Origin of the sequence: Schaalia radingae (assembly GCF_900106055.1) — a bacterium.
GTDB lineage: Bacteria > Actinomycetota > Actinomycetes > Actinomycetales > Actinomycetaceae > Pauljensenia > Pauljensenia radingae_A.
The window spans coordinates 223,686-249,428 of the sequence record NZ_LT629792.1; the positions used below are offsets into that span (position 1 = coordinate 223,686).

The window sequence follows — 25,743 nt, forward strand, 5'->3', positions numbered from 1 at the left end:
TTGGTTTGGTGGTTGTGCGCGTGTGTGCGCGCACAACCTACGTGACGGGCGAAACCATTAACCCTTGGCTTTCATGAAGTGAAAGGAACACATTTAATGTCGAACCAATTCAACCCAGTAGCCAAACTGTTGAACCACGACGAGAACAGGGAGCGCGCAGTGCGCGAACTCGGCCAAGCGATGATCCAACTTGAAGCGGGCGTATCTTCCTACAAGGACGCATACAAGGCAGCTACTGACGCGGGCTGGACCAAGCGTGAGTTAAACGCCGCAGGTTTCTTCGACGTAGTGAAGCTACCTAAGGTAAGAAAGATCGACGCGCCCGCGCCTAGCGCGTGCGATGAGGATGAGCAGTAAGAACAAAGGCGTGCTAACCCACTCGGGTTAGCACGCCTTAAACAAATCTTGCGCGCTCCTTGTTGCCACCACGGGTGGCTTAAAGCAAGTGAGGCCAAGCTTTGCGTGGTCAATAGGGGTTGTGCACATTTGTGGGCGGCATGTCCGTCCACACTTGGGTGCAAGCCAGTCGGCATGGCTTGTGGTAAACATACGACACCAAGGCGAGTGTCGGTTTTCCACACGCCAGGCCGCACACGCACCGCGTGAACCACGCCGCGCAACGCGCGGCCAAAATAAAACAAACCGATCGGCAACTTGCGACCTGCTTTCGCCAGAAGCAAGTGCATGAGACGCAAGATCGGGTCAAGCGTCGGTCTTGGTGCGTTTGATAGCTCTGTAGATTGTCGGTCGTGAAACATTGAACGTTCTTGCCACCGAGCTTATCGACTTGCCGCCCTCAACGAGTTCTTTAGCTACCTGCACCTGCTCTGCACTTAGTTTCGGCTTTGGCCCAGCGACCCGGCCCTGCGCACGTGCGTGAGCCACTCCCTCGCGGGTGCGCTTAATAAGCAGGTCACGTTCCCACTCCGCGAGTGAGGCCATGACATTGAGAACTACCTTGTCAGCAGGACGTGAAGTATCCAGAGCAGGATTTAACACCTTGACATTGATGTCACGCTCGGCCAGGTGCGCAATAGTGTTCACCGTCTCCGCAAGGTTACGGCCCAGTCTGTCCAACCGTGTCACAACGAGCGTGTCATCTGGCCTCATGTAGGCCAGCGCGTCGTCAAGCCCGGGTCGCTGCCACTTGGTACCGGAGATGGTATCGGTGTAGATATGATTCGGGTCGCAACCAGCGTCGATAAGCGCCTCACGCTGGGTGTCGAGACTTTGGCCCTGTCTCGACGTGGACACACGGGCGTATCCGATGAGCATTAGGACTCACCGACCTCGGGAATACGGTCTCCATATGGAAGTAGACGCATGTAGTCTTCCATGAACTGCCAGTCTGGTTTTCCGTCGGGTGTTACAGGTAGCTGGACGGAGGTGGCATTCATGTTGTCAAGGGTCCACTTACGCCCATAAGAGAAGCGATACTTCTCTTGCCGTAGAATGGTAGAAATGAACAATCCGACAGCAGGTGTCAGTTCCCCGTATTCAGGTCTAAGGTAGAGCGCATTGACATCGTCAGTAGACCAGTAAGGATCTGGCTGATAAAACGCCTCCCCTACGGAACCGTTATAACTCAAGGAGATGGTGTTTCCATCGTGGATGGCGGCCTGGCCGATACGATTAGACACACCGTTATTCGACTCGATAGCACCTATGTATGGTGTCGTTCCTTCCGTCTGATCGGCAGCAGTCAGACGTTTCCCCTTCTTAATATCGAACAATCCGTTAGGGCCGCCCAACGAAAACCATGCCCAATTATCTAGCCTCAAGTCTGAGGATCGACCGCTCGGGGCGGGGTTCTTTGTCGTCAACGGTTTGTGGTTAAGACTCTTAATGAAGTCTTCCATGAACTGCCAGTCAGGGACATATCCTTCAGGGCTGTACGAACTGTTTGGATCAATAATTGGGTGTCCAGCGGCATCCTTTTTAACCGGTAGCTTAAACCCGTACGTTCGCCGCAAGTACTTATTCAGTTCACGCCCAAATGGAAAGTACTTGAACTGCGACTCGAAGTGAATCATGTTCGCTAAGAAGAGGCGCGCGTAGATAGACACATGCTCCATATCAAATTGAAGCACTGCTACGTTTTGCGATGTATAGAAAGGCTCTACTTGAACATAAGTTGACCCCAAGCTGCCACCGAGAGCCACGGTAAGGGCACCCGCTGGGTAGGGGTTGAGGTCGGTTACAACATCAACCTTTCCCATAACTCCGTTGTCGACCGCTGATCGGCCCACGAAGTTTACGGTGGGGTCATCGAAAGACATTGCCGAAAAGTCTAGCTTGTTACCCATGTCTATGGCGCACAAGTCTTTGAGAAGGAAAAACTTCCACTCCGATGTATCTAGTTCAAATGGGTTCATTTCCTTAGTCTGCACGGTCAATCTCACCTGCTCCTGTACCCCCTTCAACAACAGCCCCCTCTTTCACGAGGTAGGCAAGGTAGTTGTTCAACGTCTGCTGGAAGTCATTAGCGGTAAGTACTGAGTAGTCCGTCTCCATATACGCCTCTACAAGCCACTCGTCTTCGTGCGTAACAGACTGCATTGCAGACATACCAGCCTTGACGGTCTTGTTGCGGTAAAGCTTGAGCCATTCTTCCTCAACGGATTTCCACTTACTTGCGTTCTTCTCGTCAAACTGTTCAATACGACCGAGGTTCTTCTTTTTTATGTGCGCGTCGTCCTTGTAGTAGCCAAAGAACGTATCTTTAGCCGGTACCTCACCGTCATAATGAGGTTTACCGAGCGTAAACACCATCATGCAGGCAGACACAGAGGCACCCGGGTAGAAAATCTCATTTGGCAGTGTGAACACCGCCTCAAGCGTGTTATTGACGAGAAGGCGCTGCTTAGTTTCTTGGAGAATCTTTGAAACACCAATCGCGGCTGCAACAGGCAGGATCACTGCCATGCGTACAGTTTTGGTGGATTCGTTATTCTTTTGCCTCTGTGTATTAGCCTCAACGATGCAGTCCGAAATAAATTGGACAAACACCATGCCCTTTGTGGGATCTTCTTTGCCGTCCCTTGCCTTACCCCAGTTGGTCTTGTACCGATCAGGGATCGTACGCGGCTTAGCATTGAATGGCGGGTTCATCAGGATTACATCAGGGTCGGCTTCTAGGAGAAAGTCTTTTGATTTAAAGAGATTCCCGAGTTTGATGTTCGAGTTACCGTCACCATGGATGAGCATGTTGGTTGTTGCCAATCCATAGGCCTTTTCTTCGATCTCTACACCGTAAATGTGCTCGCGGCGGATCTTTACCTGTTGAGCCTCTTTTTGTTGCTGTGTGCCGTTCATTGTAGTGCAGTCTGCAAGGGCTTTTACCATGCCCTGCACAAGGAAGGAGCCAGAACCACACGCGCCGTCGAAGATGCGCGTGTTGCGATTAACCTCGGTTACACGGCAAGCGAACTCAGTGATGTGGTCAGGCGTGAAGGCCTGGTTCTTGTCAGCCTTGCCGGTGTATTTGTTGAAGGCGATGAAGAACAGGTTGAGTAGGTCTTGCCCCTCAGAACTGTCCTCGTCAATGTAGGCGTAGATACCGGTAACTATGTCAATAAGAATGTCGAGCCAGTCATCAAGCTTGAGGGCCCGCACCTTCTGGTCCGAAACAACCTTGGACCGTAGAAGTTTGATCTTCTTGGCTTTGTTATCCGAGCCATCAAGAAGATTATTCAGTGTCGTCTCGATTCCCGTGCGAATCTGCGCCTCATCAAACGTAGACCAGTATTCACGCAGCTGCACGGCAGTTTCTTCGTTAATGTCGGAGATGCCGAGCTTCTTCACGACGTCTTTTACATAAAGCAGCGTGGTGCCAACAAACTGGCTACGCAGTTTCTCATCGATATCCTTTTTGTGCAGCAACTCGTTGAGAGCGTAGGTGTTGCGCAGTACTTGCTCGCGGTTATTCTGGCGGCTCGCTTCAAAGAGTGAGACGTAGTACGACATTGTGTCGATAGCTGTCTCACCAGGCATCTCAGACTCGTCATCAACATTGTCCTTCCAGACACGAAGCTCTTCGTTAGTCGTGTTGGCGAGAATGGCAATGATCTTGTTGCTAGGAAACAACGCCTTTTCCTCGTCAGCGTACTCACGGAGCTGAGCAACGTCGTTGTCCACCTGGCGCTGCTTGGTCTCAATTAGCACCGCCGTGTTTGATTCTGGGTCGAAGAATCGAATGTCGAGCTTGTGGTGAATTGGTGTGCGCCCAAGTACCTTCGCGAGTTTTTCCTTTGAGCCAGCCTGCTTAACGTAGCTGAACTCACCACCCTCGATGTTGGAAGTTGCATACTGTTTCCCAACGGTATTGATCATCGTGATGCGTGACATGGAGCTGTACCCTCAAGTTCTTATTCGGTCGATCCTGTACACCCCGTCAGGGAAGCGCTGTTATGCGCATGAAACCACGGGACAGGGTGTACGCAATCACTGTACATGACGCGGAGTGTAATATAACGCGCGAATTGACGATATCGTTCAGGTAACTTATTTGAGTAATGTCCAAAAAGATCACTACTTGGTATGGGTCGCCGCGCGCAGAGGAATCAGGCTCGTCCTTCTTCCATGACGGTAATGGATCGAACCTTATCGCCTTCCCTGGCAAGATTGGTTCCTATCGTCGAGACCAATATTTAGTTTTGATCGCGGTTTTGTGAAAGTGTCGTTAGCCTTTGTTGTAGCGGATCGCTCCTTCGCGCGTGCGGGGGTGACCCGATTTTTTCAATCTAAGAGGTCCGTCCGCTTATCTACTCCCTGCGTTAGCGGGGACAAGTGAAGGCCCTTCGCGCGAGGGCCTTCACTGTTTATTAGGGTTTAAGGCTCTCGATACGGTGGAGCGGCTAACGCCTAGCACTCTAGCGATTGCAGCATTGTTAGATCCGCTTTGTCGCATGGCTCTAGCGGTCTTTAACCGTTCAGGCGTCATGAGTGAGGGTCTCCCTCCAAGTCGCCCTTGGGAGCGCGCGGCAGCAAGGCCCGCTCGCGTTCGCTCTTTAATCAGGTCTCGCTCGAACTGAGCAAAGGCTGCAGCCATGTGGAACACTAATCGGCCACCCGGAGTGGTGGTGTCGATCGATTCGGTAAGGGAGCGAAACTCAATGCCGCGCTTGTCTAAGTCCTCAATAACTTCAACAAGGTGGGGCAGTGAGCGGCCTAAGCGGTCAAGTTTCCACACCACAAGCGTGTCACCTTCACGCAAATAGTCCATCGCCTTGTCTAGCTCTGGCCGCACGGTCTTAGCTCCCGAGGCATGGTCGGTGAAGATACGGTCACATCCTGCTTGTGTGAGAGCGTCTATCTGTCCGTCCAGATTCTGCTCAAGAGTAGATACACGCGCATACCCAACAAGACTCATTACATCCCCCGCCCATAACCGTGATTCCTGCCCTTGTTTCGACGCGGTTTAGGCGCGACGTGTTTCAGCGGATAATCCAGCTTCTTGATCAGCGGCATTTGCTCGATGCTGGGCAGTGGCGGCCGTAATGGAGTGACGGCCTTGCCTAGTACTTTTGCTAATCGCGTGTTGCTTCCTGTGGCTTGGCTGTAGAACCGTGCTGCCACGAAGTCCTCAATCAGCTCCTTGCCGGGGGCGAGTAAATCTGCGTTTAGTTTGTATCCGGCGTGAGTGCAAAGCTGGCTGTAGAAAACAAACTGGGTACGGGTGTTACCTTCACGGAAGGGGTGAATAGTATTGATTTCTCCCCACGATTCAGCCAACGCTTCTGTGAAATCTCGATGGTCTAAGCCGCGAAAGTAGTCGTTGTTTTTAATGTAAGAAAACTGGCTCTCTGCCGCTTCAGTGAGTGCGGGTCCTGCTGGGTAATAGTAGTAGGTGCGCCATGGTGCGCTGGTGTCTCCTGGAGGGTAGTCCACCACATCGGCGTGGCCTTTCGCCATGAACGTATCTGGCGCGGTTCGTTCTTGTCCTGCCCATTCATATACGTCTTGAAAAAGGTGGTAATGAATGGCTTTCATATGCGGGTAATCAAAACAGCCACGGATGGGTTGTAAGCGTAGTTCGCCTGCACGAAGCGCGGTTAGGGCTTCTTCTTTTGCTCTTAGCTTTTTAGCATCGGGCTCCCCATAAGGGTGGGTTGCCGTCACGAATTTATTTCTCAGGGTGGTTGTTCCTGGAATGTAGTAATCGTTCCAGGAGTAGCGGTATTGTCCGGTCACTGTGCACGGTCGACGTGCTGGGTGACTTGGGTGATGTATTCAGCGTCGCTGATCTGTCCGGATAGGCATTGCTCAAGCAAATCTCTAATGTGGGCGTCCGTAACAGTATGGCCAGCTAAAGCGAGCGCAGCATCTGCAAACGACATGGCCTCGCGCACTGCAACCGGAGTTACTAATCGCGGTTGTACTGACACGCTCATAATGTTTCCTCACTTTTGTGGCGCACACCTACCGATGCGTGTGCTCTAACCCTGTATTCGTTAGCGTCAATAATACCTGCAGCGTAGTCGGTAAGGTTTTCAACATCTCGCTCGGTTACCTCGAAGCCCTCATGCCGCAATGTGGTAAGCGTGTTGCGCACGCCGAGTCGTTGCTGCTCATCAAGATTGTGGAACAAATCAGGCCAGCGTTGCTCAATGTTGAAAGTGCTCATAACATCTCCCACGTGCTATCTAAATACTACCGCATGCGCGTGCATTACTCAATGGGTGGCGGTTCTGCACGGGTAGGGTTTTGGGCGCTAGTTTTGCACGTTTTGTTTGCTTGGTTTTAAGCGGTTTCTAGTTTCGCTAGTGGAGGTGTGCATTATCGGTCGATTCTGCACGCTTGGTGGCAAGAAAGTGGCCAGACTCCGCCCAAACCTGTGATGGATGGATTCCTGCTGAGACGGTAGAGTGGAGTGGACATGAAAAGGAGGCAGGCCATGAGCGAGACGACAGCGACCCGCATGCGCTTACGCGACATCAAGCCCTATGACGCGCCCGCCTCGCTCGACGAGCTGCACGGCCCCTATGACGGGCTCATCGACTTGCCTCACTACGTGCGCTGGCAGACTGATCGCCTCGGCGTGGATGTGTCGAACCTGGGCTGGCGTCGTATGGCCTACCAGGCACTGCTCGCCGAAGGCACCGCTGACGAGCAGCGCCGCTTGATGAACCGCAACCGGCTCATCGAGACGTGGCCAATCCTGAACATGGACCCGCGCGTGCGCGCCTTGTGGGAAGGACGCTTTCCCAAGCTTCGGGTGACTGTGTGAACAGCGACCCGGAAGAGCAGCGACGCATCGCGCGCCTGGCGCTGGAGGCCGCCGGGGACGACGCCGACTTCGCCTTGGCCGGCTCAGGTGCGATCCGTGAACATGGATTGATTGATCGGCCTACCCAAGACGTGGACCTGTTCACCGTTCAGCAGGCCCAGGCACACTTTGGCACCTCGCTTGACCGGATTATCGCCGCGCTGCGCGCGGCCGGCTATACCGTGGAGACCCGCCGCCGCCAAGACATGTTTGCCCAACTCACCATCATCAGTGAGCAGGGACGCAGTACCGACATGGATCTCGGCGTGGACTGGCGGGCTCACCCACCTGTACGGCTGGAGGTCGGGCCCGTGCTTGCCATTGAGGACGCGGTAGCTAACAAGGTCGGTGCCCTGTACTCGCGGGCCGAGACCCGTGACTATCTCGACGTAGACGCGATCCGGCGTTCGGGCAGATACAGTGACAAGGAGCTGGTGAACATAGCCCGTAACGCTGATGCCGCTTTTGACCTGAGATGGTTCACCCAAAACCTCGACAACGTCGAGCGCATCCAACCCGAAGAAGTGCAGGTCTACGGCATGACAGCCAGTCAGCTTGACGACGTGAAAGCGCGCACCAAGGCGTGGGCGGCAAACATTCGCGGCCAAGCCCAAGATGGCACTCTATCTGCCGGTTTCAGGCCTGACCGTATCCGCCAGATCATGGCCTTGGCAGACCCCTACACCACACCCCGCCAGGCCGGAAACGCCAGCGAGACTGACCAAGCCGGCACTGTCAGTCATTGTCAGCCGCCTGGTCAACACCGCCACGAACTAGGTCAAGGGCGTAGCTTGGGAAAGCTTTCTCCTTGAGGTAGTAGCTGTGCGGTTGGAGTCGGATGGTTTTCTAGGTCATGCTCAGCTAGTAGGTGGTGTCGAGTTGGACTTGTTTGACGACGCCTCCCACGTCTGGGACGATCGCTGATCGATTTGATCAGCATATTTGGCAGTGCGTGGAGTTGATTTACGTGTACTGGTCGAGGGAATTGATACGAGGACTCCAGGCGGCAGGTTGCTCTTTGAAATTGCGGGTGCGTTCGCTGAATATGAGCGTTCCTTGATTCGTTCGCGCACGCGCGAAGGATTGGAAGCTGTCCGCAGGAGGGGAGCTCGCATCGGACGGCCTTCAGCATTGAATGCCGAGCAACAATTGTCGGCTCAGCACGTGCATGAAGATAGTACTCCGGTCACGCAAGTCGCTCACGTGCTTGGATGTTCGGAAGGATGATCTACAGGTGCAACAGGTCGTGACAAGCTTCTAAGTCGTCACTGTGATTGCAGCCGCAACAGTGATACGTGTTCGCGAAAACTGCTCACGTTGAGGAGAAAGTCATGGATATGCTCGGCACTGTTTCTCAGGAATTTATGCGTAAGAACTCAATTCGAGACTTTTTGGTCTCGGTGTATGCGTGGTCGACACTGGCAGTTATACTCAAGCCAGACACTCGCGGTGTGACCAACGTGGCGTATCTTCTTCAACTTTTCGGCATGAGGAAAACGGCCGACTGGTTGCGAGAGCTATTCGAGCGATTGACAATAACAAGTCCTGAGGTAACTCGATGTGTTCGAGCATGGATTCTCTTTGCCTTGGCGGTGTGTGTATGGAGATTCTGCTGGGCGTACCGCGATGATTTCAGGACGGTTTTACCAACACCTGAGGCATCGGCGTTGTGCCTGACGTGCTGTCTTACGGCAGACTTTTGCTCTCCATCATGGGTTCCCGTGGCTCTTTCCCTAACGCTGGCTATCATTGCATTGCCTCTGCGGCGTCAAAGGCTTCCGATTGCTGTGATGGCTCTTGCTGATCTGCTGACGTGTTTCGTCATCGTATGGGTCCCTGTGCTTTGGCAGTCGCCACTGGCTGCGTCGCAAGAATCCTGAGAGGAAAATCAGGAGGTTCCGATAGTCGCTTCGGCTCGGGCGGCCGTAGAATCGCGGCCTCCCCCCTACAGCTTAGAGTGGAGACCACGATCCGCTATTTTTAAGGCAGTAGGCCAAGTATGTCGTCTGCGGTGGTGATCGTGTGGGCGCCTTCTTGGATGAGTTTGTTTGATCCTGCTGCCATCATTGAGGCGGTGGGCCATGGCACGGCTCCGAGCGAGGCGCCGTAGGCTCTGGCTTGTAATCCTGCAAATGCAGCGCTTCCGCGGTGGACGGCTTCAATGACAACAACGATGCTGGCAGTGCGGGCCATGAACGTCTTGAGATCGAGGAATGCGCTGCGCACTGGAGGCTCGTGGTCCTCTCGCAAGGACAGGTGTGCGCCTCCACAGTTGATGAGCTGAGTGCAGGTGTGAGCGTTTACCCGTGGGTAGATATTGTCTAGGCCTGAGGGGAGGCAGCAGATTATGGGAGTTTCGTGCTCTAGTGCGGTTTCCATGACGGCCTGTGAGATTCCGATCCCACTGTCGCACATGAGCGTGACCTCGTGACCTACGAGCCGGCGTGTCAATGTGCAAGCCACTTGTGCGGCGCTTCCAGTGCACGCACGGTTTCCCACCAGGGCGACGATCGGGCGTGAAATGAGGTCATCCCACTGTGCATCATTGTTCATACGCACGCGTGCGCTGATGCGGTCATGTTCACTGCTTGTCGTGCGGAGGGCCTTGAGTGAGACGCGAAATGTTCGATTCTGCGTGGTACTCATGTGTGTCATGGTTGTGAGCATCGGACTTGTCCTTTCTGTGTGGGACCTTTTGTTTTTGCCTCGCTGGCAAATGAGATCTTGAGGCGAGTGCAAGGCGGTTTGGCAACCTTGTGTGGGCGCAGTGGAACGTGGAATAAATAGCGATAGCGGTTTATGCCGCGAGAGTCCGGTGCGTCCAGCCCCTGTGGGGCTTGCCAGGGTGCCGGCGAGCGATAATCGAAAGCCAGCGAGGATAAAACACCTATAAGAACGCATCCCGAAGGGATGACGATTATGAAAGCGGCGAAGCCACACCGAAGGTGAACGGGCTGATTGATGCAATCAGCCCTGACAACAGGAACGCCACGCGCGTGTGCGCGGCCCGCGTTCTAGGAAGTTCACCAACTTCGTACATGGCGCTGCTACTGGTTACCTTGGCGCGTGAAGTTCGCGTGCGTTACGGCTCGTTTTGCTTGGAATCATGCGGAAAAGTCGAGTATAATAGAGGTGTTGTGAGGAGGCATGAAATGGAAAGCTTTGATGTTGAGCTACGCTGGCCCGATTTGTTCGAGCACCTAAGTGAACGTGAACATCACGCTGTGCGACAGTCACTTGCTGCAGCATGGCATGAAGGATTTGAGCCTACCCGCAATCATGTGAAGAACTTGACTGAGTATGCGCGCGGCGCGATTACGCGCGAGGAATACCGTCAGCGAAGTATTGAAATTGCGCGCCATATGGCTGGAGTTTCGTCAGCAGCACGTTAGTCAAATGGCACGTTTTGACAGCTGGGGATCGTATTTCTATCCCGAAACGGTTGATCCCGAGACCGGCAACGGTACGCTCCGTAATCTGTACGGTGAGCGTGACGCGGGCGTCTTGGCGCAATTGGAGTATACGGACACATCCTCGCGCGCGGTTGATCTTATTCGAGGCAACGTCACTATTGCGAAGACGTTTGATGCTGATCATGTGTGCGCCATTCACGCATATCTGTTCTGTTGCCGTGTCTAATTTGATACAACATAACGGCAGCCTTTTTCTACCCCTTAACGATGAACACCCCCGTGTGCATTTTTGCACACCCTCATAACGATGCCGTATGCACCGTTACGGAGTAAGGTCTTCGGTTTTTTCGCTGCCTGTGTGTACATATCGATCTCCCCGTGAAACTGGTAGTCACAGTTCGTGGCCGCCAGATCTTTTTCTCCTCGTTATTGATTAATTCCATCTTTATATTTAGCCGCCGGCAGTAAACAATGCATGATATATTTGTGGCTGTATAGTTATCATCACCAAAAGTGTACATAACCAAAAAATCACCAATTCATATATGCATTGTGAACCATCTACTTGAATCTTTTCTAAATACGATTCCGGGATAATCCTACATAGCATTTTATATATGCAGAAGCCCAAACAAGCACCCACTGTATTGGCTATCAAATCATTGATGTCTGTCGCTCCACATCCAAACATCTGAACAACTTCAACGGATGCCGAAATCAAAAAACCAGCTAGAGCTATTTTTCCCATTTTATCGAACTTTTTATAAAGCAATGGAAGAAATATCCCCAAGGGAATAAAAAGAACGACATTGAGTATAGTATCAACTGGGCCTCTGACCATATCCACAAAAGGAATATATACGATTCTCGGATCAAAAGCTGACATATACCAAATCCCCGTCATCGTCAATATTCCTGTCAAATAGAAGCAAAACACACAAGAAATGGCAATATGACCAAACCTCCGTCTTCTCTCTTTCAAATGTAAAAAAATAAAGTACACCGCCAATAATGCGATAATAGGAGCAAACCCGCATAACAGATGCCTGCCACTTAATTCCCAGTCCATAAACACATCTCCTTATAATTCGCACACCGTAATGTATTCTTCGGCATTTTCATCGACCGTCTTGAAGCCGACATTCTTATACATCTTCACGGCGTAGTTTTCTTTCTACACCGCCAGGGACGCTCGTTCATATCCCTGCCATTTCAGCAGTTCGAGCATCTTCATCATAAGCTGTGAGCCGATCCCCTGACCGCGATACTCTTTGTAAAGCGAAATGGCAAAGGAAGGCGTCTCGTCATCCACATGGCCATAGTCGTCCATTATCCTTGTCCAAACCGCTCCTACTAACTTGCCGCCGAAATCAGCCACCAGGCAGTTATCACCCTTACGTGTACCGAAATCATCCGTATACACTCCAAGATGTGTATGAGTGGGCCGGCGAGTACCGCTGCGTGAACATGACGAAGGGAAGGAGTAGTTTTGCTGATTGCTATTCAGGTCAAATCGACTGGTACCTTCGCCATGTGCATTCAGGCGTAGCTTCTACTCCGTGGAAGAGTATTGATCGTGAGAGCTTTTGTGAGCGTCTTGCCAGCGTATTCGCTGATTTGAATCAGGCCCACCCGTTTCGTGAAGGCAATGGGCGTACCGCGAAAGTATTCTTGGAACATGTCGCGCAGCAGTCAAACTACTCTTTAGATTTTGCCTTGGTCTCACCGCATGACTGGAATTACGCCAGCATGCTCAGCGGCCCCGATTTAGGCTCCCTGCAACCAGTTCCTGATTATCTCATACCAGTTTTTGATGCGATCACCGTCAAACGTACAGGTATTGTTCCTGTACAGGATCGTGGTCAAGAGGTGCAGTCTTTACTGAAAATGAATGGCGGTACGCTCGGGCGCACGAGCCGTTCACGAGTTGCTTCTAATCGGCGTGTGCATGCACGTCGGGCGTCGCGGCCGAAGCATGGTCGAGGCATGTAGACAAGCAATGTAGGTTAAGCGATATGTAGAGTAAAGCGCCGCCCTTGGGAGATTTGAGATCTCCTGTGGGCGGCGTCCTTTTGTGTTCCCTGCTGACGCAGGGTATAAAGCACGTCCGTTTTCGTGATTGTCTCCGTTACCTGCTGCGCGCATGGCTTGTCTCTTGTGACGAGATGCCGCGTGGGGTTGGGTGGTGTGTGGGGTGTTTGAGTTTGGTGAGTTGTGGTGTTTGTCCGATGCCTGGCAGCGGTCGCCTGGTTGGCTTGTCGCTGGCTTCCTGCTTGGCTTCCTGGTGTTCTTGTTGTTGCTTGACGTGTTCGAGGGTTTGTACAGCGTGGTCACTGGGCGTTTGTGGATCGAGGCGTTCGATGAGCCAGTTGGAGTTTTCGACGACGCGCTCGCCGGTAGCGAGAATGGTGTTTTCATCCGCTTTCGACCAGGCTGCTATGTAGCCGGTGGAGTATTCGGCCGTGTCGAGGCCAAAGTACCTACTGACGAGGTAGGCGCACGATTCAGCCTCCACTTCTTTGATTCCCCTGTGCATGTCTGTATTGACCTGATCCATGTGGAGGCGTGCGTGGCTGATTTCGTGAATGAGCGTCTTGAACTGGTGCCCTTTTGGCGCGTCTGTTGCCACTTGGATAGTTTTGTCTCCCATTGCGTCGAGGAGAGGGCGTGAGGTGACTCCGTAGGCGCCATGAAGGGCAGCTCTGGTTGTTTCTTCGTATTTGTAGCCGAGGTCTTTGACGATTTGTTGTGCGCGTTGCCAGAGTTCTTCTGAGCGTTCGCCAGTTACTTGCGGGAGGTCTTTGCCTTTAATTGGTTCACCGTCGGTTTGCTGGTAGCCGAACGTTGTGCGCACGGTAAATCCTGTGATCGCTTTCTTCCAGATGATGTCTTTCGTGTCGTATTTGTCTACTTCGGCTTTATTGAGTGGCTTGTCGCTGTTTTTGAGGAAGGGCAGTTTGTATATGACGGGTGCCAGTACCTTGTAACCCTTTTCGCCTTTTTGGACCTGCCTGCCAAGTTTCTTCCAGGCAGTGTAGGAGGCGAACGATGATTCCATAGTCCCACGCTGTACGGCTTGCGTGTGTAGCCAGATGAGGTTGCGGAATGAGTACCGTGGCATTCGTGCCATGTAGTCAAGCATGTCTTTCCAGGCTTGAGTGTCTGTGAACGTGCTGGCTGCTTCGGCTATTTCTGCGTGGGCCAGGGCGAGTTGAGCTTCGCGTTGGGCTCGTGCCGCGTCGGTCTTGCTAGGGCGCGCCATGATCTACATGCCCGCCTGCTGCTCGCCTGTTTCGAGAGCTTCCACTCTGCTGGTGAGCGCGTCGATTTGGTCTTGCTGTGCTTCGACTTGCTCAATGAGGCTTTCGACGAGCTCGAGGGTGGTGTATTGGGGTTTCATCATTTTCTCCTCATGAAAGAGTGTGGACTGGATTATTTGTCGTTTTGCGTGGTGGGTTGGGTGATGATGTGGAGCTCTTGCCTGGTGAGGTCTGCTCCGATGTGATCGACCCACACATCGTTTGCCGTTCGCTGGCTTCCTTCTTCGTCTGTGTAGGTACGCTGGCGATAGCTGCCGGCGAAGATGACGGCCGCGTTGCCGTTAAGGTCATGGAAGTCGTGTAGCTTGACGGCCGCGTTGCCGTTGAGGCGGAGGTAGTACGCAGTGGTGGCCACGTCTTCCCACTTGCCGGTTTCAGTGTTTTTGGCGCGGTCGTTGACAATGACTGTTACTCGCCCGCTGTAGGTACCGTCGTCGTTCATGATGAGTTTGACGGGGCCGGCGAGGTTTCCGGCTCGGATTATGTAGCTCATTTTTCTCCTTCGTGGTTTCTTTAGATTCGGATGGTTGTCCAGGTCATGCCCAGCCAGTACGCGGTGTCCAGAGACACCTGTTCGACATGCCCTCCCACGTCTGGTGCGTGGATCATGAGCCGTTGTCCTTGAGGATCTTTTCCGGCGTAGATCCCGATGTGGTGGTAGTGGGTGCTTCCGTGGTAGGCGAAGCCGATGAGGTCGCCTGGCTGCATGGCGTCTTGCGCAATGGTGGTGCCCGCTGTGGTGATGATGTCGTGTGCGGTTCGAACGTTCAGTGGCTTGCCGAGGTCGGCGTAGACGCGCACGATCAGTCCTGAGCAGTCCAGGCCGCTGGGGCTGGTGCCTCCCCACACGTAGGGCACGCCGAAGTACTTCTGGGCTGTGGCCACAACAGACGACGAAGAAGGGGACGCCTGAGTGTACTTGCCTGCGAGGCGCTTGATGCGTGCGACGTAATCCTGTGTTTCAGTGAAGGGCGGTACACCCCTGTGCTGCTGCACGGCTCCAGGCCCCGCGTTGTAGGCGGCCAGTGCCAGGTCAATCGTGTTGCCATCTGCTTGCCCGCTGCGCGTGTAGCCTGTGACGGTTTTGACCAGCGCGCACATGAAGGCGCCTTGACTGGCGATGGCATCATCGGGATTGAAGGGATCTGCGGTGCCGTCACCGTCGGCATCGATGCCACGTGTTTTCCACGTGCCAGGCATGAACTGCGCGATGCCCTGCGCGCCCATCGGACTGACCGCGTGAGGATCCCATCCTGATTCAGCTTCGATCTGTGCGGCAATCAAGCTGGGAGTGATTTCCTTACAGATGCTTCCCGCCTTCATCACGGCCGCCAGGTACTCAGCTGGCACGCCACTTAATGATGCGGCTCTTTCTTCTTCTCCTCCAGCCATCATCAATGGAATAACCGTGAGCGGGATGGCGGCTAGTATGCCGACAAGCTTTTTCACGCTCATCGCCCTTGATGCGGCTCAAGCCGGTGCGCATTGGGTTGGGCGGGACCGGTTGTACGGGCTTTCCTGGTAGGCCCGTTCTGGTCGGGTTGAGTGTATGGCTCTGCTAGAGCGATGATTTGGCGGATGCGGTCGGGCCTGAAGCCGGCAGAGCGCCCCTGGCTGGTTTCAATGATTGGGGCTGATAGGAGGCCTTCGGCTTTGAAGCGCTCTATGAGGTCTGGCCGCTGGCTTAAGTCAATGTGGTCGTAGGAGATTCCCGCTTTGTCGAGGGTGCGGCGAGTGAGTGCGCATCCTGGGCAGTGCGGCGTGGTGTAGATCGTGATGGCGTCCATACTGGTGACGTATGGTGTGTGCGCACAAGGCCACCCGCAGTCGAGGGGGACTAGGAACGTGGCCCGCAGGGTTTCCTGCGGGCCACGTCCGTCATCTTAGGAGGTGAGAGTTAGGCTGATTTGCGCCTCTTGGCAAGGGTGAGTGCGCCGCCTCCTGCTAGTAGTAGCGCTGCTGCGCCGCTCAGAGCGGTGGTGGCACCTGTTCGTGCCAGGTCGCGCCCCGCGCCGCCGCCGGAGTGATCAGAGGCTTTGAGCTTGATCGTCTGGTCGGCGTCGTTCGGGTCTTCGTGAGTGCCTACTAGCTGGCCGTCAGCGTCGTAGACGTATTCGAAGGCAACCAGCTCGGTGTTTGCCATGCCTGTAGTGTCGAGCGTGGCTATTACCTTGCCGCAATCTTGCGGGGTCTGGGGCGAGAACTTCGCAGTTACCTCATAGTCCTTGCCGCCGACCGTGACCATCTCGCCGGTGGTCTTGTTGTGGATCTTGAGCTTAAGCGTGTACTCAACTCCAGGAGTGAGCATTTCGTTCGCGTCGCATACCGTGTCGATCAGTTTGGTGTCCTTGGCGGGCGTGAGCGTCTTGTCACCGTTCTGGCCGGTGAAAGTGGTCTTCAGCTTGGGGCCCGGACCGAACGTGATGGTTTGGTTTTCATCGGTAATGTCGGCATGGATAGCGATGCTCTTGCCATCCTGGAATAGTTCCTCAAATGCGACCGTGGTCTTGCCGGCAAACAGTGCTGCGTCCACTTCGAAGGCGACCGTGACAGTGCCGTTAGCGCTTTCAGGCGTGAACGTTGTGGTGGCCGTGATTTCTTTGCCATCCGAGTCCAGCATCGGTTTGCCGGTTTCCTTATCCATGAGAGTGCCGGTCAGAGAGTATTCCTTACCAGGTGCAAGATTGGTGTAAGCAACCTCGTCGATCAGGACACGCTTGCCATACCCAGGCGCCTCGCCCTTTCCATCGTTGTACGTCAAGGTGGTGTGGATACCGGGCTCAGCGGTGACAGTGAACTGTTCGGTCTGGTCTTCAACGGAAGTTGCTAGAGGCTGAACGCGGTCGTCGCCAGCGAAGGTAGAGACGAACACGTAGGTTCCTGCTTTCAGCTTGCCGTCCGCGTCTTCCTTGGCGATCCAGGAAGTATCACCAATGCTGGGGTAGAAGCCGTTCTTGGCTGGAATGGTGACGGTTTCACCGATCTTTTCAGCCTTGTCACGGTTCGCTTGGGTTACTTCAAGGCCAGCCGGGAAGAACAGTACTTCGTGAGAGATTTCTTTCTCGTCTGCCTTGAAGCCTGCTGCGCCTTCAAAGTTGGGGTGATCGGAAGGCATGCCTGTGACCCACACGTCATCTACCAGGTAGGTGCCGGCCTTGGTGTCACGGATACTGAGTTGAGAATCGATCTGCCCCTCATATCGGACGGATGTCGTTTCATCTGCGATACCGTAGCCATCTTTCCAGTCGGCTTTGATGTACTTGGCCCAGGTGGCATTTTGGTCGGCCGCCTGCACTTGCCATACCCATGTGTAGAAGCCATCCTTAGGTGCTGCGCCTGCGTTGGCAGTCAGTACCGTATCCGGCCCGTCCGCCTCAATGGTGAGCGATTTGACTAATTCTGCGTTTTCTGGTGCCCCGTCAGCCGCTGTGGGTAGATCGGTTGGTGAAACGAAGTACACGCTCGCGCGGTAGGTCACGGGCACACTCGTGCCGTCAACCTTCAACCACTTGCCATCTCCATAGTCTGGGTCTGCGCTTGGTGTGAACGTGTCAGTCAAATCCGCACCACTATCCACGATCTTTGCTGATTCCACGTTGGACACGCCCTGCGGACGGAAATCAAAAATCACATCCCACGACGGAGAAGTCACAGTCTGAGCAGTTAGTTTCGCAACGTCATAGATGACGTTCTGATTCGCTCCACCAGGAGCCGCAAAGCCCAACACGGGAGCAGTAATGTTCTTGAATGTGACGCTTGCGCTAACGGTACCATTTCCTGTTGAGTGCCATTTGATACCGGTAATAGGTGTAGAGGCGGTTTTTCCCGAGTAGGTCTTGGTGCCGGTCGCGTCGAACACAGCCGGACCATTGAGCGTGGCAGTGAACGGATAACCCGCGACAGGATTGCCGCTACCGTTCACTAGTCTGATGCCGTCAAGCGTTCCGTACATGTGATCGGTGGTTTCCGGTTCGCCTGCTTCCCAGCCCACGATGCTCTTGGCTTTTGCTTCGGCTACCATTTGGCGGGCGCGTGCCTGCACGCTTTCGGGCGCGAGGCCCAGGAGGGAGTCAACGTTTTGCTGGGACTTTTCCGCTCCCTGCGCGCTGCTCTCAAAATTCACGTGAGCGAGGAATCCTGTCGCTGCCGCGTCCACGTCCGTGTTAGAGAACTCCAGGGATTTTGGAGTCCACTTCTTCATGATGTACGCCATTTCGGCGACATTCACGCTCAAGTCAGCTGGGCGCCGAAGATTAGGCTGGCTGGTCAGTTCTCCAGGGGTGACCGCGATCGAGGCCGACGGGTTCACCGCATCTGCTTGAATACACAGACCGGGGACAGGCTGGCCGCTATAGGGAATCCATGTCCCCAGCCAGCCTACGCTTCCTCCGATAGGAACGCCGCGCACCCACGAACCAGCAGCATGAGTAGGTAGTTGTGCGGATACCGTTGCGACGAGAGCGAGAACAACAGCGGCAATTGTTGCTCCCACTTTCAGTGCTCGATCTCGCCAGTGGCATCCGATGGTCGATGTAGACATGAACTCGCTCCATCTGTTGATTGTCAGTGATCACTGAGTCCCACTTATTGGGATCTCAGCTACTTCGTCGATAGTGCGCGCACAGTATTTGCCCGCCCAGCATGGTGCTGAGCGGGCAAATCGGAATGTTTTTACGAAAAAAGACTAGCTGCAGTCTCCGACGCAAATTTCGCCTTGAACATCTCCTATCACGTTGCCGTTTTCGTCTGGCGTTACTTGGTGGTGCCAGCTTCCGTCTGTATTATCTTGTATCCATTCGGGGAAGTTGGGGTTGTAGCAGTATTGGCCTCCGCCGCACACGTCTTCACTGCTTGATCCGCCGTCGCTGTAGCCGCCGTTGCCGACTGCGTTGCCTCCGTTCCAGTCGTTGGAGCCTTCGTTACTGGTGTATCCGGTGTTGTCGTCGTATGGGCTGGTGTTTCCTGCGTCTTGCCTAGTGTCGGCTTGCGCTTTTGCTTTGGCTTGAGTGTCGGCCCAATTCTTGTGTGCTTCATTGACGCTCGTTGTAGCTTCTTTTAGCACGGTGACTTGAGTGAGGGTCGCGTCGATAGCTTCGAACCGGTCGTGGAGAGCTCGCACCGAGTCGGATACTGCCAGCGTGCTATTGGACTGTGTGGATTCGGGTTGAGATGCGGACTGCGCGTCTGATTGACCTGTGTCCCCTGATTGTGGGGCGTCGGTTTGCGCGGTTTCAAGCGCGTCGTCGAGCGCCTTCAGCATGGTGGAGTCCACGCCTTCACGCGGAGCGGTCTTAGCTGCCTGGATCGCGTCGGCCAGCTGCTTGTCTGCTGCGGCCTGGTCAGCCTCCGCCCGCTCGCCCAACTGGTTTTCAATGGTCGTGTTGGCGTCTTTGAGCCTTTTGGTGAGGGCGGTGAGAGTATCGGTGTGAGCGGTGAGCTTCTTGGTTGCATTTTCCAGCTGGGCGCGGGTGAGCTCACTGGCGTTATCAACTGTGGGCGCGCTTGGGGCGGATTGTGCGGCCTGGCGGGCCGCGTTGCACTCGTCGGCCTGAAGGTCGCTCGCACGATCGGTGAGCATGGCTGTGAGCGCGTCAGCGTCCGCCTGCGCGTGGCGCAGGTCCGTTTGCGCCTGCGTGTTCTCGTCTTGTGCTTCTTCAAAGGCTGAGCGTGCCTGGGCGGTGGCCGCGTGAGCATGCCAGATGAGGCTCACGGCTGCAAGGACAGCAACCAGGGCGAGACTGAGGGCTATCAGGACAAGCTTTCGCTTGTACCATGCGGGTTTGATTTCCGACGTGTTCGGGGCAGCGTCACCGCGGTCTTCAACGGCTGGAGTGTTAGTAGTGTTCATTTGGATTCCACGGGTTGTTTCTTCTACAGAGGATAACGGGAAAGTTATATTTGGTCGAGTGTGTGAACGCTTCATCGTGGCCCTACTGGTAGGGTTCCCGGTGGCTGTGGGAGAGCCACATGATTCAGGCGATGATTCACGCTGGTGGTTTCTTTCTTGAGTGCTCGCTCGACCCATTGGCTCCATGTGCGTGGCCCGTCGTAGGGGAGTTCGCTCAGGTATGCACCGCGTGCTGCGTTAGCGATGTGCGCGTCTAACGTGATCGTGATTTTTTGCTTGCTGACTGGAGCCTGTTCGGTCTTGCGTGCATTGTCGCGCGGTGCAATTACCGTTTGTCCGGTCAGCGCGGATCTGCGGGGTTGTGGCTTACTCATGTGCATGTCATTTCTCCTTGGTTTCGTGATGATGGCAGATGGCGTGGAGGTAGTCGGTGTAGATGGTGGCGAGAGCGGCCGCATCACGGGTGGGCCACTGTTCTAGTGGCTGTGAGGCTTCTACGCTGTCTGCAATGGCTACCCTCTTGGGTATGGGCGGGTCGAAGATGGTGAGTCTGCGTTTTTCGGCTTCATCGCTGAGTTCGTTGAGCCAGTGACCACCGCTGGTGGTGCGTGCCTCGTGTTGGTTGATGATGATGCCGCCGATGGTGAGGTGTGGATTGTAGTAGCGGCGGATTTCTTCAATCGAGGTGAGCAGGCGTGCCAATCCATTGGCTGACCACAGTTTCGAGTGGGTAACGATCAGGGCGGTATCTGTTGCGGTGAGGCCGTTGATGGTGAGCTGATCGAGGGATGGAGGGCAGTCAATGAGGCATAGGTCGTAGTCGTGTTCGACGGCCTTGAGGGCGGTGTCTAGCCTGCTTTCGCGGCCTGCCCCTGCTACTACCAGTTCATCTCGTACTACTGGTAGTGCTTCGCCTGTGGTGGGTACGAGGTCTACTCCCTCCCACAGTCCGGGCACAATGACGTCTGCGATAGGCATTTGCGACCGATGTGAGAGCACGTCAGCTAGTCCTGCTTGATCTTCTCCTACGGGGTGGCGTGCTAGTGAAGATGTGATGTTGCCCTGGGGATCCAGGTCGATCACAAGGACGCGCATTCCGTCAAGCACTGCCGCGCGTGAAAGGTGGTAGGTCGTAGTTGACTTGCCGACACCACCTTTTTGGTTACAAAGAGCAATTGTTAACATGAGTTTCCTTACCAGTAGGGTTACCAGCGATTGCGGCAAGGCTGGCATTGCCAGTTATTCCAGCAATTCAGGAGTACGGGTTTAGAAAAGATAGTCGTTGAAAACGCTTGGTAGCAGGTCGAGAGCTTCGCGTTGGAGGCGCACGCTCACGTTCATGTAAAGAGCGGTTGTGGACAGGTTTTCGTGACGCATAAGGGTTTGGACGACGCGCGCGTCGGCACCGGCTTCGAGCAGTGCTGTTGCGAAATAGTGGCGCAATTGATGTGACGTCATCTTTACTCCCACGCGGGCGAAGGCATTCGAAATACTTGAGCCGACGGCCCGTCGTTCCACATGAGTCTTAGGGTTTTTTGGTGAGGGGAACCAGTAGCCGCGTAACGGATAGTTTTTCGCTTCCTGCATGATGATCGGATGTACCGGCACAACAGAGGTCTTATGGTTCTTGCCGACGACTTCCAGCAAGCCAGTGGCATGATCGAGGTCCTGCCCACGGATCTTTGCTATCTCGTGTACTCGCAGACCGGCGAAGGCTCCGAGCATGATGCGTGTACGCGTGCCGCCGCGAAGCGGCGAGGATAGTGCGGCTTGTAATTGAACGTCGGTGATCGGCCGTGGTTTGTATTTAGGGCGTTTTGGCGGAGCTACCCGGATCATTGGGTTGTCCGCACGCTGATCAGTGATGACTAGCCAGTGGTAGAACGCGCGTAGGTGGACGTAGTAGGTGTGTCGCGTGATGGCTGAGGGCAGGGTCACCAGCCAGAGCGTGATGTCCTGGTAGGTGGCCGTGAGCGCGTCCAGGTTTGCCTGTTTGGAGAATTGCGCCACGACGCGGATGCGTTCGTCGATGGTGCGTGTGGATAATGAGCGGGCGGCCATTTCGACCATCCAGGCTTCAAGTAGCTGATTAGAAAGTACTGGTCTCATAATCATGCCTAAAGTTTGCGCCAATTCCTGCGCCAATCGAGCGCGTACTAGCAATGTCTTTGACGTACGCCCGTGATTTCCGGAGTGGCCAGTAAGGTCATAATGACTGGTGATTGTGGAGTTGCCAGCGATTCTGATAAATGAAAACTCGAGTATCGTGAGCAGCGCGATATATGCTGATTTGAGGAAAAAGTCTCGTAATGAATAGGTCGTGGGTTCGATTCCCACAGGTGGCTCTGGTGATGCCCCCGCGAGAGCGGGGGCTTTCGCATATCCGGGGGTGAACGGCGCGGGTATCCATCCTCCAAGTCTGTCCATTGTTGGGAGCAGGTCTACTGAAGTGTCCCGGGTTTTCTTCCGTTTGGGTGGATGGGAATAATCTGGTTTATGCCGAAGAATTTTGGGGTGAGTGCCCGAAATGTGTGTATGGGGTGGGCGTGTCGCGGGGTGTTGAGTGTCCGGCCCAGCCTTTTTTGATGTGTAGTGATCCGTTTTGGTAGTTGGTGTTGTAGTCGATGGTGGTGTCGTAGCGGGCTGGTGTGCCGGGGTTGTCGGCACGCGTGGTGAGGGGTTTGTGGGATGGTGGCTGGTAGTGGCTGGTGAGGTAGCGTACCGGTTGGTGGGGTGGATTGATTTGTTGTTGAGGGATCATTGGACCGCGGTTCGCATGTGGTCTTGTGACAGGCTTTTATGAGCGGCGAGCAGTTTTCTGATGCCGGCGTTGATCCCGCCTTCGAGACTGCTTGTGGTTCTTGCTATCCCAAGGGTGGCAATGCTGGGGTCAAGATGAGTGAACAGGGACTTGTTGGCCAGTAGCTTCGCTAGGTGTAGGTAGGCGCGTCGAAGCCGGTAGTGGGTGTACCACCAGTGTTGTCGTCCTGGTTGCCAGCTGGTGTTGTAGGTTCGTTGCCTGGTGAGGTGAGCGTGAATGTTCCACCATTGGTTGAGTTGGGTGGCTCATGTGGCGGCTTCGTCGAGAGTGCTGATGGCGGCGAGGTTGCCTCCGAGGCGCAGTAATGCCTTGCCGGCAGGGGTTTTCGGTGCCCTGTCAGGTCGGTTTTCGTGTTGAGCCGCACGTGGAACAGGCAGCGCTGAACCCCGGTGGCGGGCCAGCATTGCCGGATCGCTTTGAGTGCTCCTGGCCCGCCATCGGTGATGACCACGGTAGGGGCTGGGAACCTGGAAAGAAGCGCCTGCCATGCGGCTACGGATTCACGGTCGCACCATTGCCAGCCAATGACGTGTGACCCGTTTGTTGCGATCAGTAAAAACCAGTGGTGGGATAGATAAATCCCGTCGATGATGATCTGATCATAAATCTCACCAGTGATCAACGGTTGCGGAGGATCGACCTGCTAGCACCAGGAGTCCTTTCTGGCAAACGAGGTTGTCGGCATTGCCAGCTGTTTGACGCACACTCCTGCCACAAGCCATGACACGAAAAGTGATGCCTGGGCTCGCCTGGTGGCATCTGGGCGGTTGATAACCCTCGACGCCCCGCACGCTCAGCACCGCCCGGCGCTTTGGACGCGCCCAGCGTCGCCCGCCACTCGACGCTCCGCACGCTCGGCACTGCCACCTGGTTCTTCCAGCACTGGTTTGACCGTTCTTGACAAGCTTGTGGCCGCATACACCACAACGCGGCTGATTTCTAGACCATGGACCATACATGCTTTCAAAGCATGTACACAGCGCTCAAATCCCTGACACACCGAACAAAAACCAACACCACGTACACACAATCCGGGCATTAACCCCATGACGTGCAGCCGTGCGCAATCCCCTAAAAAAGGCGTGCGGATGTGCACATACCCCTAAAAACTCTCGCCAAAATGCACATACCCCTAGATCTAACGGCGCTACATTCCACCCGAATTTCAAACATGCAGGTCACGGCGTAGTGCAGGTACCGGACGAGGCAGCACGCCCTCTTTATCTAGGGGTATGTGCACGAAAAGGCGAAGATTTAGGGGTATGTGCATCGGGAGGCCTTAAATCTAGGGGTATGTGCATCGGGAGGCGCAAATTCGGCACGCCACGCTCGCGGGGAAGTGCCGATTCACAGACCACCGTGTGCAGCGTGACGAGGTTCGAGAAGCTAGCGTTGAACGCCCATGCGTTGGCCGAGAACGTCAATGGCTCGTATGAGAACGAGTTGGTCCATACCCGCGCATGGCGTGATGTGCTCGAGGTTGAGGTCGCGACTTTCGAATGGGTGAACTGGTGGAGCCGCACCCGTCTCCACCAAGGCCTCGACTACCGCAACCCGGTCGAGATCGAGAACGACTACTGGAACATCGCGAGCACATCAAAGAAAATGGAAACCAGGGCAAACGCCTAGGAAGCAAACCCAGGACACGTCAGTTTCGCGCACCCCAAAGCCTTTTATTAAAATGAGGGTCTTTTCCTGATGGCTCTAACCGGCTTTTTAGCAATTAGGGGACATGGATGAGGCAGCAGTGACTCCGCTCATTATCCAGGCAGCACTGTGAATCAAGCCATTGGCGATGATCCAGGCTCCGTTAATGAGCGCTCTATCACGACCTTTCATCACTACACCGAAGCGACCGGAATCAATGCGGAGTGGGTCTTTTCCCTGCAGGTCTGTAGTTAACTCGCAGTCGAGGAAATCCAGGAAGCGACCGGTCGCTGGAGCATAGGCCTTGTAGGCGGCTTCTTTCGCACTGAAAATGATCCTGTCCCACGCTGAATTTTCCAGGGCTGGTGTTCTGCGAAAAATCTGGCACTCCCCGGGGGTGAGAATTCGGTCTCGTAGCCCTTCGGGTAGTGGCAACGCGCTCTCGGCATCAATTCCGATTCCTGTCACGTCCTGTGACGATGCCACGACTGCAGCACGATATTGTCCGGTGTGTGTGAGTGAACCAGTTGTCCCTTCCGGCCACTGCAATCCTCGAATAGCGTGCGCGATCAATGGCGGTCGGGACAGGCCCAGACATCTCAGGGCATCTCGTGCGCACGCTCGCACGCTGATGAATTCCTCGCGCCGTTGACGCGTCGCCCCTCGTAGATACGTGCGCTCTGACGCAAATAGCACTTCCTCGTGCATGCCCCACGCCACTCGCGCGTAGACCTGTACTGGAAAGAGGCCCTCATAGATCTGTCGGCACATTTTTTAAAAATCCTTGTTGCATAATTTTTAGGAATTAGGTTACCCTAACCTAACTATGTAAATAGTGCTTGGTTATACCGAGAGGGGTCGCTCTGTGAACGCGGAAGTAAAGAATGAAAAGAATCTATCGATAACGCAGGCACTCCTCGTCTCTGTCGCAGTTGGAGTCGCTGGGTCGATAGTTATTGTTCCGCTGACGTATCTGCAGATCTTCGCGACCCTTGCCCACACTTACCTTGTTGCCCTGACTCTGGGACTGTGGGTGATTCCTTGCCTTCTGCCCCTCGTACTTGTCAGGCGTCCCGGCTCAGCTCTGCTCGCCTGCGGCGCTATCGGCGTAATCTCAGCGGTTACAACCCCCTTTGGTCTGGCGGCAATTCCAGCTCTGCTTTTTGAAGGTTTAATTGTCGAGATTCCATTCCTGGTGACTCTGTACCGGTCCTGGCGAACCGTTCAGTACTACGTGGCCGGAGGTATCCTCGGTGCCTTCATGGGTTTCATGGTGCCCGCAAGTATCGGAATCAAAACGCCCGGCATCACGCTTCCGATCATCTGCATGCTGATCGCACTGGTTTCTGCGCTGGCAGGAACCTGGCTGTGCTTCCTCATCGGATCCAAGGTGCGTCTGACCGGCGTACTCGGCGAGCACTAGTGAC

The 25,743-nt window shown here is 54.6% G+C and carries 33 protein-coding genes and 1 pseudogene; 9 read left to right on the top strand and 25 right to left on the bottom strand.

Annotated features, from left to right (window positions below; genetic code table 11):
- Positions 1-96: 96 nt before the first annotated feature.
- Positions 97-357, top strand: coding sequence for a hypothetical protein (locus BLT69_RS01010; RefSeq protein ID WP_092648148.1), 261 nt, complete (start codon positions 97-99; stop codon positions 355-357).
- 345 nt (positions 358-702) lie between these two features.
- Here BLT69_RS01010 and BLT69_RS01015 read toward each other — a convergent pair whose 3' ends face one another.
- The 7 genes from BLT69_RS01015 to BLT69_RS01045 form a co-directional block, all read right to left on the bottom strand.
- Positions 703-1,275 carry a recombinase family protein gene (locus tag BLT69_RS01015; protein WP_092648149.1) on the bottom strand — a complete coding sequence of 191 codons (573 nt, stop codon included), beginning with the start codon at positions 1,273-1,275 and terminating at the stop codon, positions 703-705.
- The gene (locus tag BLT69_RS01020) at positions 1,275-2,375 is read right to left on the bottom strand and encodes a restriction endonuclease subunit S (protein ID WP_092649043.1); all 1,101 of its coding nucleotides are present in this window, start codon (positions 2,373-2,375) and stop codon (positions 1,275-1,277) included. Before BLT69_RS01020 ends, BLT69_RS01015 begins: the two co-directional genes overlap by 1 nt.
- Positions 2,376-2,379: 4 nt before the next feature.
- Positions 2,380-4,347 (bottom strand): HsdM family class I SAM-dependent methyltransferase, encoded by a 1,968-nt coding sequence (locus tag BLT69_RS01025; RefSeq protein WP_092648150.1) that lies wholly within the window; start codon positions 4,345-4,347, stop codon positions 2,380-2,382.
- Positions 4,348-4,813: 466 nt separating this feature from the next.
- Positions 4,814-5,371, bottom strand: coding sequence for a recombinase family protein (locus tag BLT69_RS01030; protein ID WP_092648151.1), 558 nt, complete (start codon positions 5,369-5,371; stop codon positions 4,814-4,816).
- A complete protein-coding gene (locus tag BLT69_RS01035) occupies positions 5,371-6,192 on the bottom strand; it encodes a Fic/DOC family protein (RefSeq protein WP_092648152.1) in 822 nt (273 codons plus the stop codon). Before BLT69_RS01035 ends, BLT69_RS01030 begins: the two co-directional genes overlap by 1 nt.
- The gene (locus tag BLT69_RS01040; protein ID WP_092648153.1) at positions 6,189-6,392 is read right to left on the bottom strand and encodes an antitoxin VbhA family protein; all 204 of its coding nucleotides are present in this window, start codon (positions 6,390-6,392) and stop codon (positions 6,189-6,191) included. The genes BLT69_RS01035 and BLT69_RS01040 overlap by 4 nt, the downstream gene beginning before the upstream one ends.
- The gene (locus BLT69_RS01045) at positions 6,389-6,625 is read right to left on the bottom strand and encodes an antitoxin VbhA family protein (protein WP_092648154.1); all 237 of its coding nucleotides are present in this window, start codon (positions 6,623-6,625) and stop codon (positions 6,389-6,391) included. The genes BLT69_RS01040 and BLT69_RS01045 overlap by 4 nt, the downstream gene beginning before the upstream one ends.
- Positions 6,626-6,895: 270 nt before the next feature.
- Here BLT69_RS01045 and BLT69_RS01050 point away from each other — a divergent pair, with 270 nt between their 5' ends.
- From BLT69_RS01050 to BLT69_RS11225, 3 genes are all read left to right on the top strand, one after another.
- A complete protein-coding gene (locus tag BLT69_RS01050) occupies positions 6,896-7,228 on the top strand; it encodes a transcriptional regulator (protein WP_092648155.1) in 333 nt (110 codons plus the stop codon).
- Complete coding sequence (locus tag BLT69_RS01055) at positions 7,225-8,079, top strand: nucleotidyl transferase AbiEii/AbiGii toxin family protein (RefSeq protein ID WP_257590354.1); 855 nt, start codon at positions 7,225-7,227, stop codon at positions 8,077-8,079. Before BLT69_RS01050 ends, BLT69_RS01055 begins: the two co-directional genes overlap by 4 nt.
- Before the next feature lie 136 nt (positions 8,080-8,215).
- The gene (locus tag BLT69_RS11225; RefSeq protein ID WP_157886277.1) at positions 8,216-8,494 is read left to right on the top strand and encodes a recombinase family protein; all 279 of its coding nucleotides are present in this window, start codon (positions 8,216-8,218) and stop codon (positions 8,492-8,494) included.
- A gap of 753 nt (positions 8,495-9,247) precedes the next feature.
- On the opposite strand, the gene BLT69_RS01070 is transcribed toward BLT69_RS11225, so the two are convergent.
- A complete protein-coding gene (locus BLT69_RS01070; protein ID WP_157886279.1) occupies positions 9,248-9,913 on the bottom strand; it encodes a DNA-processing protein DprA in 666 nt (221 codons plus the stop codon).
- 506 nt (positions 9,914-10,419) lie between these two features.
- On the opposite strand from BLT69_RS01070, the gene BLT69_RS01075 reads away from it, so the two are divergent.
- Together BLT69_RS01075 and BLT69_RS10765 are read left to right on the top strand one after the other, a co-directional pair.
- Entirely contained in the window at positions 10,420-10,659 is a 240-nt protein-coding gene (locus tag BLT69_RS01075; RefSeq protein ID WP_092648159.1) for an antitoxin VbhA family protein, read from the top strand.
- 4 nt (positions 10,660-10,663) lie between these two features.
- Positions 10,664-10,906 carry a hypothetical protein gene (locus tag BLT69_RS10765; RefSeq protein WP_157886282.1) on the top strand — a complete coding sequence of 81 codons (243 nt, stop codon included), beginning with the start codon at positions 10,664-10,666 and terminating at the stop codon, positions 10,904-10,906.
- Between the two features lie 225 nt (positions 10,907-11,131).
- Here BLT69_RS10765 and BLT69_RS01080 read toward each other — a convergent pair whose 3' ends face one another.
- Both BLT69_RS01080 and BLT69_RS01085 read right to left on the bottom strand, forming a co-directional pair.
- Positions 11,132-11,749: a VanZ family protein gene (locus BLT69_RS01080; RefSeq protein WP_092648160.1), complete on the bottom strand. Its 618-nt coding sequence runs from the start codon at positions 11,747-11,749 to the stop codon at positions 11,132-11,134.
- A 105-nt stretch (positions 11,750-11,854) separates the two neighbouring features.
- Positions 11,855-12,103 (bottom strand): GNAT family N-acetyltransferase, encoded by a 249-nt coding sequence (locus BLT69_RS01085; RefSeq protein WP_257590355.1) that lies wholly within the window; start codon positions 12,101-12,103, stop codon positions 11,855-11,857.
- Positions 12,104-12,111: 8 nt separating this feature from the next.
- Here BLT69_RS01085 and BLT69_RS01090 point away from each other — a divergent pair, with 8 nt between their 5' ends.
- Positions 12,112-12,672 carry a Fic/DOC family protein gene (locus tag BLT69_RS01090; RefSeq protein WP_257590356.1) on the top strand — a complete coding sequence of 187 codons (561 nt, stop codon included), beginning with the start codon at positions 12,112-12,114 and terminating at the stop codon, positions 12,670-12,672.
- A gap of 136 nt (positions 12,673-12,808) precedes the next feature.
- Here the strand turns inward: BLT69_RS01090 and BLT69_RS01095 are convergent, their stop codons facing one another.
- The 13 genes from BLT69_RS01095 to BLT69_RS11300 form a co-directional block, all read right to left on the bottom strand.
- On the bottom strand, positions 12,809-13,942 hold the full coding sequence (locus BLT69_RS01095) for an ArdC-like ssDNA-binding domain-containing protein (protein ID WP_092648162.1): 1,134 nt from the start codon (positions 13,940-13,942) through the stop codon (positions 12,809-12,811).
- A gap of 3 nt (positions 13,943-13,945) precedes the next feature.
- Positions 13,946-14,083, bottom strand: a complete 138-nt coding sequence (locus BLT69_RS10770) for a hypothetical protein (RefSeq protein WP_157886284.1) — start codon at positions 14,081-14,083, stop codon at positions 13,946-13,948.
- 29 nt (positions 14,084-14,112) lie between these two features.
- Positions 14,113-14,493 carry a single-stranded DNA-binding protein gene (locus tag BLT69_RS01100; protein WP_092648163.1) on the bottom strand — a complete coding sequence of 127 codons (381 nt, stop codon included), beginning with the start codon at positions 14,491-14,493 and terminating at the stop codon, positions 14,113-14,115.
- Between the two features lie 20 nt (positions 14,494-14,513).
- Positions 14,514-15,449: a C40 family peptidase gene (locus BLT69_RS01105; RefSeq protein ID WP_257590357.1), complete on the bottom strand. Its 936-nt coding sequence runs from the start codon at positions 15,447-15,449 to the stop codon at positions 14,514-14,516.
- A 2-nt stretch (positions 15,450-15,451) separates the two neighbouring features.
- The gene (locus tag BLT69_RS01110) at positions 15,452-15,787 is read right to left on the bottom strand and encodes a glutaredoxin domain-containing protein (protein WP_074026236.1); all 336 of its coding nucleotides are present in this window, start codon (positions 15,785-15,787) and stop codon (positions 15,452-15,454) included.
- Positions 15,788-15,897: 110 nt separating this feature from the next.
- Complete coding sequence (locus BLT69_RS01115) at positions 15,898-18,540, bottom strand: VaFE repeat-containing surface-anchored protein (protein ID WP_092648165.1); 2,643 nt, start codon at positions 18,538-18,540, stop codon at positions 15,898-15,900.
- 144 nt (positions 18,541-18,684) lie between these two features.
- The gene (locus tag BLT69_RS01120) at positions 18,685-19,848 is read right to left on the bottom strand and encodes a coiled-coil domain-containing protein (protein WP_092648166.1); all 1,164 of its coding nucleotides are present in this window, start codon (positions 19,846-19,848) and stop codon (positions 18,685-18,687) included.
- 71 nt (positions 19,849-19,919) lie between these two features.
- A complete protein-coding gene (locus BLT69_RS01125) occupies positions 19,920-20,222 on the bottom strand; it encodes a hypothetical protein (protein ID WP_157886287.1) in 303 nt (100 codons plus the stop codon).
- Positions 20,223-20,229: 7 nt separating this feature from the next.
- The gene (locus tag BLT69_RS01130) at positions 20,230-21,033 is read right to left on the bottom strand and encodes a ParA family protein (RefSeq protein WP_092648168.1); all 804 of its coding nucleotides are present in this window, start codon (positions 21,031-21,033) and stop codon (positions 20,230-20,232) included.
- 81 nt (positions 21,034-21,114) lie between these two features.
- Positions 21,115-22,185, bottom strand: a complete 1,071-nt coding sequence (locus BLT69_RS01135; RefSeq protein WP_157886293.1) for a tyrosine-type recombinase/integrase — start codon at positions 22,183-22,185, stop codon at positions 21,115-21,117.
- A 157-nt stretch (positions 22,186-22,342) separates the two neighbouring features.
- Positions 22,343-22,609 (bottom strand): hypothetical protein, encoded by a 267-nt coding sequence (locus BLT69_RS10910; protein ID WP_162272386.1) that lies wholly within the window; start codon positions 22,607-22,609, stop codon positions 22,343-22,345.
- Positions 22,610-22,778: 169 nt separating this feature from the next.
- Entirely contained in the window at positions 22,779-23,291 is a 513-nt protein-coding gene (locus BLT69_RS01140) for a transposase (protein ID WP_092648170.1), read from the bottom strand.
- A complete protein-coding gene (locus BLT69_RS11300; RefSeq protein ID WP_443728815.1) occupies positions 23,278-23,628 on the bottom strand; it encodes a transposase-like zinc-binding domain-containing protein in 351 nt (116 codons plus the stop codon). Before BLT69_RS11300 ends, BLT69_RS01140 begins: the two co-directional genes overlap by 14 nt.
- A 409-nt stretch (positions 23,629-24,037) precedes the next feature.
- Between BLT69_RS11300 and BLT69_RS01145 the strand changes: the two genes are divergently transcribed.
- Complete coding sequence (locus BLT69_RS01145; protein WP_257590358.1) at positions 24,038-24,298, top strand: integrase core domain-containing protein; 261 nt, start codon at positions 24,038-24,040, stop codon at positions 24,296-24,298.
- Positions 24,299-24,385: 87 nt separating this feature from the next.
- On the opposite strand, the gene BLT69_RS10975 is transcribed toward BLT69_RS01145, so the two are convergent.
- Positions 24,386-24,802, bottom strand: a complete 417-nt coding sequence (locus BLT69_RS10975) for a 4'-phosphopantetheinyl transferase superfamily protein (RefSeq protein ID WP_257525629.1) — start codon at positions 24,800-24,802, stop codon at positions 24,386-24,388.
- 6 nt (positions 24,803-24,808) lie between these two features.
- Positions 24,809-25,087: pseudogene (locus BLT69_RS11230) on the bottom strand (hypothetical protein); the annotation flags it as partial.
- A gap of 94 nt (positions 25,088-25,181) precedes the next feature.
- Here BLT69_RS11230 and BLT69_RS01155 point away from each other — a divergent pair.
- Positions 25,182-25,739, top strand: coding sequence for an ECF transporter S component (locus tag BLT69_RS01155; protein ID WP_157843532.1), 558 nt, complete (start codon positions 25,182-25,184; stop codon positions 25,737-25,739).
- Positions 25,740-25,743: the final 4 nt, after the last annotated feature.

Bases quoted from the DNA above. Each gene is read 5' to 3' on its own strand.
- BLT69_RS01010 (WP_092648148.1), top strand. From the start codon at position 97: ATGTCGAACCAATTCAACCCAGTAGCCAAACTGTTGAACCACGACGAG.
- BLT69_RS01015 (WP_092648149.1), bottom strand. From the start codon at position 1,275: ATGCTCATCGGATACGCCCGTGTGTCCACGTCGAGACAGGGCCAAAGT.
- BLT69_RS01020 (WP_092649043.1), bottom strand. From the start codon at position 2,375: ATGAACCCATTTGAACTAGATACATCGGAGTGGAAGTTTTTCCTTCTC.
- BLT69_RS01025 (WP_092648150.1), bottom strand. From the start codon at position 4,347: ATGTCACGCATCACGATGATCAATACCGTTGGGAAACAGTATGCAACT.
- BLT69_RS01030 (WP_092648151.1), bottom strand. From the start codon at position 5,371: ATGAGTCTTGTTGGGTATGCGCGTGTATCTACTCTTGAGCAGAATCTG.
- BLT69_RS01040 (WP_092648153.1), bottom strand. From the start codon at position 6,392: ATGAGCGTGTCAGTACAACCGCGATTAGTAACTCCGGTTGCAGTGCGC.
- BLT69_RS01045 (WP_092648154.1), bottom strand. From the start codon at position 6,625: ATGAGCACTTTCAACATTGAGCAACGCTGGCCTGATTTGTTCCACAAT.
- BLT69_RS01050 (WP_092648155.1), top strand. From the start codon at position 6,896: ATGAGCGAGACGACAGCGACCCGCATGCGCTTACGCGACATCAAGCCC.
- BLT69_RS01070 (WP_157886279.1), bottom strand. From the start codon at position 9,913: ATGAGTACCACGCAGAATCGAACATTTCGCGTCTCACTCAAGGCCCTC.
- BLT69_RS01075 (WP_092648159.1), top strand. From the start codon at position 10,420: ATGGAAAGCTTTGATGTTGAGCTACGCTGGCCCGATTTGTTCGAGCAC.
- BLT69_RS10765 (WP_157886282.1), top strand. From the start codon at position 10,664: ATGGCACGTTTTGACAGCTGGGGATCGTATTTCTATCCCGAAACGGTT.
- BLT69_RS01080 (WP_092648160.1), bottom strand. From the start codon at position 11,749: ATGGACTGGGAATTAAGTGGCAGGCATCTGTTATGCGGGTTTGCTCCT.
- BLT69_RS01095 (WP_092648162.1), bottom strand. From the start codon at position 13,942: ATGGCGCGCCCTAGCAAGACCGACGCGGCACGAGCCCAACGCGAAGCT.
- BLT69_RS10770 (WP_157886284.1), bottom strand. From the start codon at position 14,083: ATGATGAAACCCCAATACACCACCCTCGAGCTCGTCGAAAGCCTCATT.
- BLT69_RS01100 (WP_092648163.1), bottom strand. From the start codon at position 14,493: ATGAGCTACATAATCCGAGCCGGAAACCTCGCCGGCCCCGTCAAACTC.
- BLT69_RS01110 (WP_074026236.1), bottom strand. From the start codon at position 15,787: ATGGACGCCATCACGATCTACACCACGCCGCACTGCCCAGGATGCGCA.
- BLT69_RS01115 (WP_092648165.1), bottom strand. From the start codon at position 18,540: ATGTCTACATCGACCATCGGATGCCACTGGCGAGATCGAGCACTGAAA.
- BLT69_RS01120 (WP_092648166.1), bottom strand. From the start codon at position 19,848: ATGAACACTACTAACACTCCAGCCGTTGAAGACCGCGGTGACGCTGCC.
- BLT69_RS01125 (WP_157886287.1), bottom strand. From the start codon at position 20,222: ATGAGTAAGCCACAACCCCGCAGATCCGCGCTGACCGGACAAACGGTA.
- BLT69_RS01130 (WP_092648168.1), bottom strand. From the start codon at position 21,033: ATGTTAACAATTGCTCTTTGTAACCAAAAAGGTGGTGTCGGCAAGTCA.
- BLT69_RS10910 (WP_162272386.1), bottom strand. From the start codon at position 22,609: ATGATCCCTCAACAACAAATCAATCCACCCCACCAACCGGTACGCTAC.
- BLT69_RS11300 (WP_443728815.1), bottom strand. From the start codon at position 23,628: ATGTATGGTCCATGGTCTAGAAATCAGCCGCGTTGTGGTGTATGCGGC.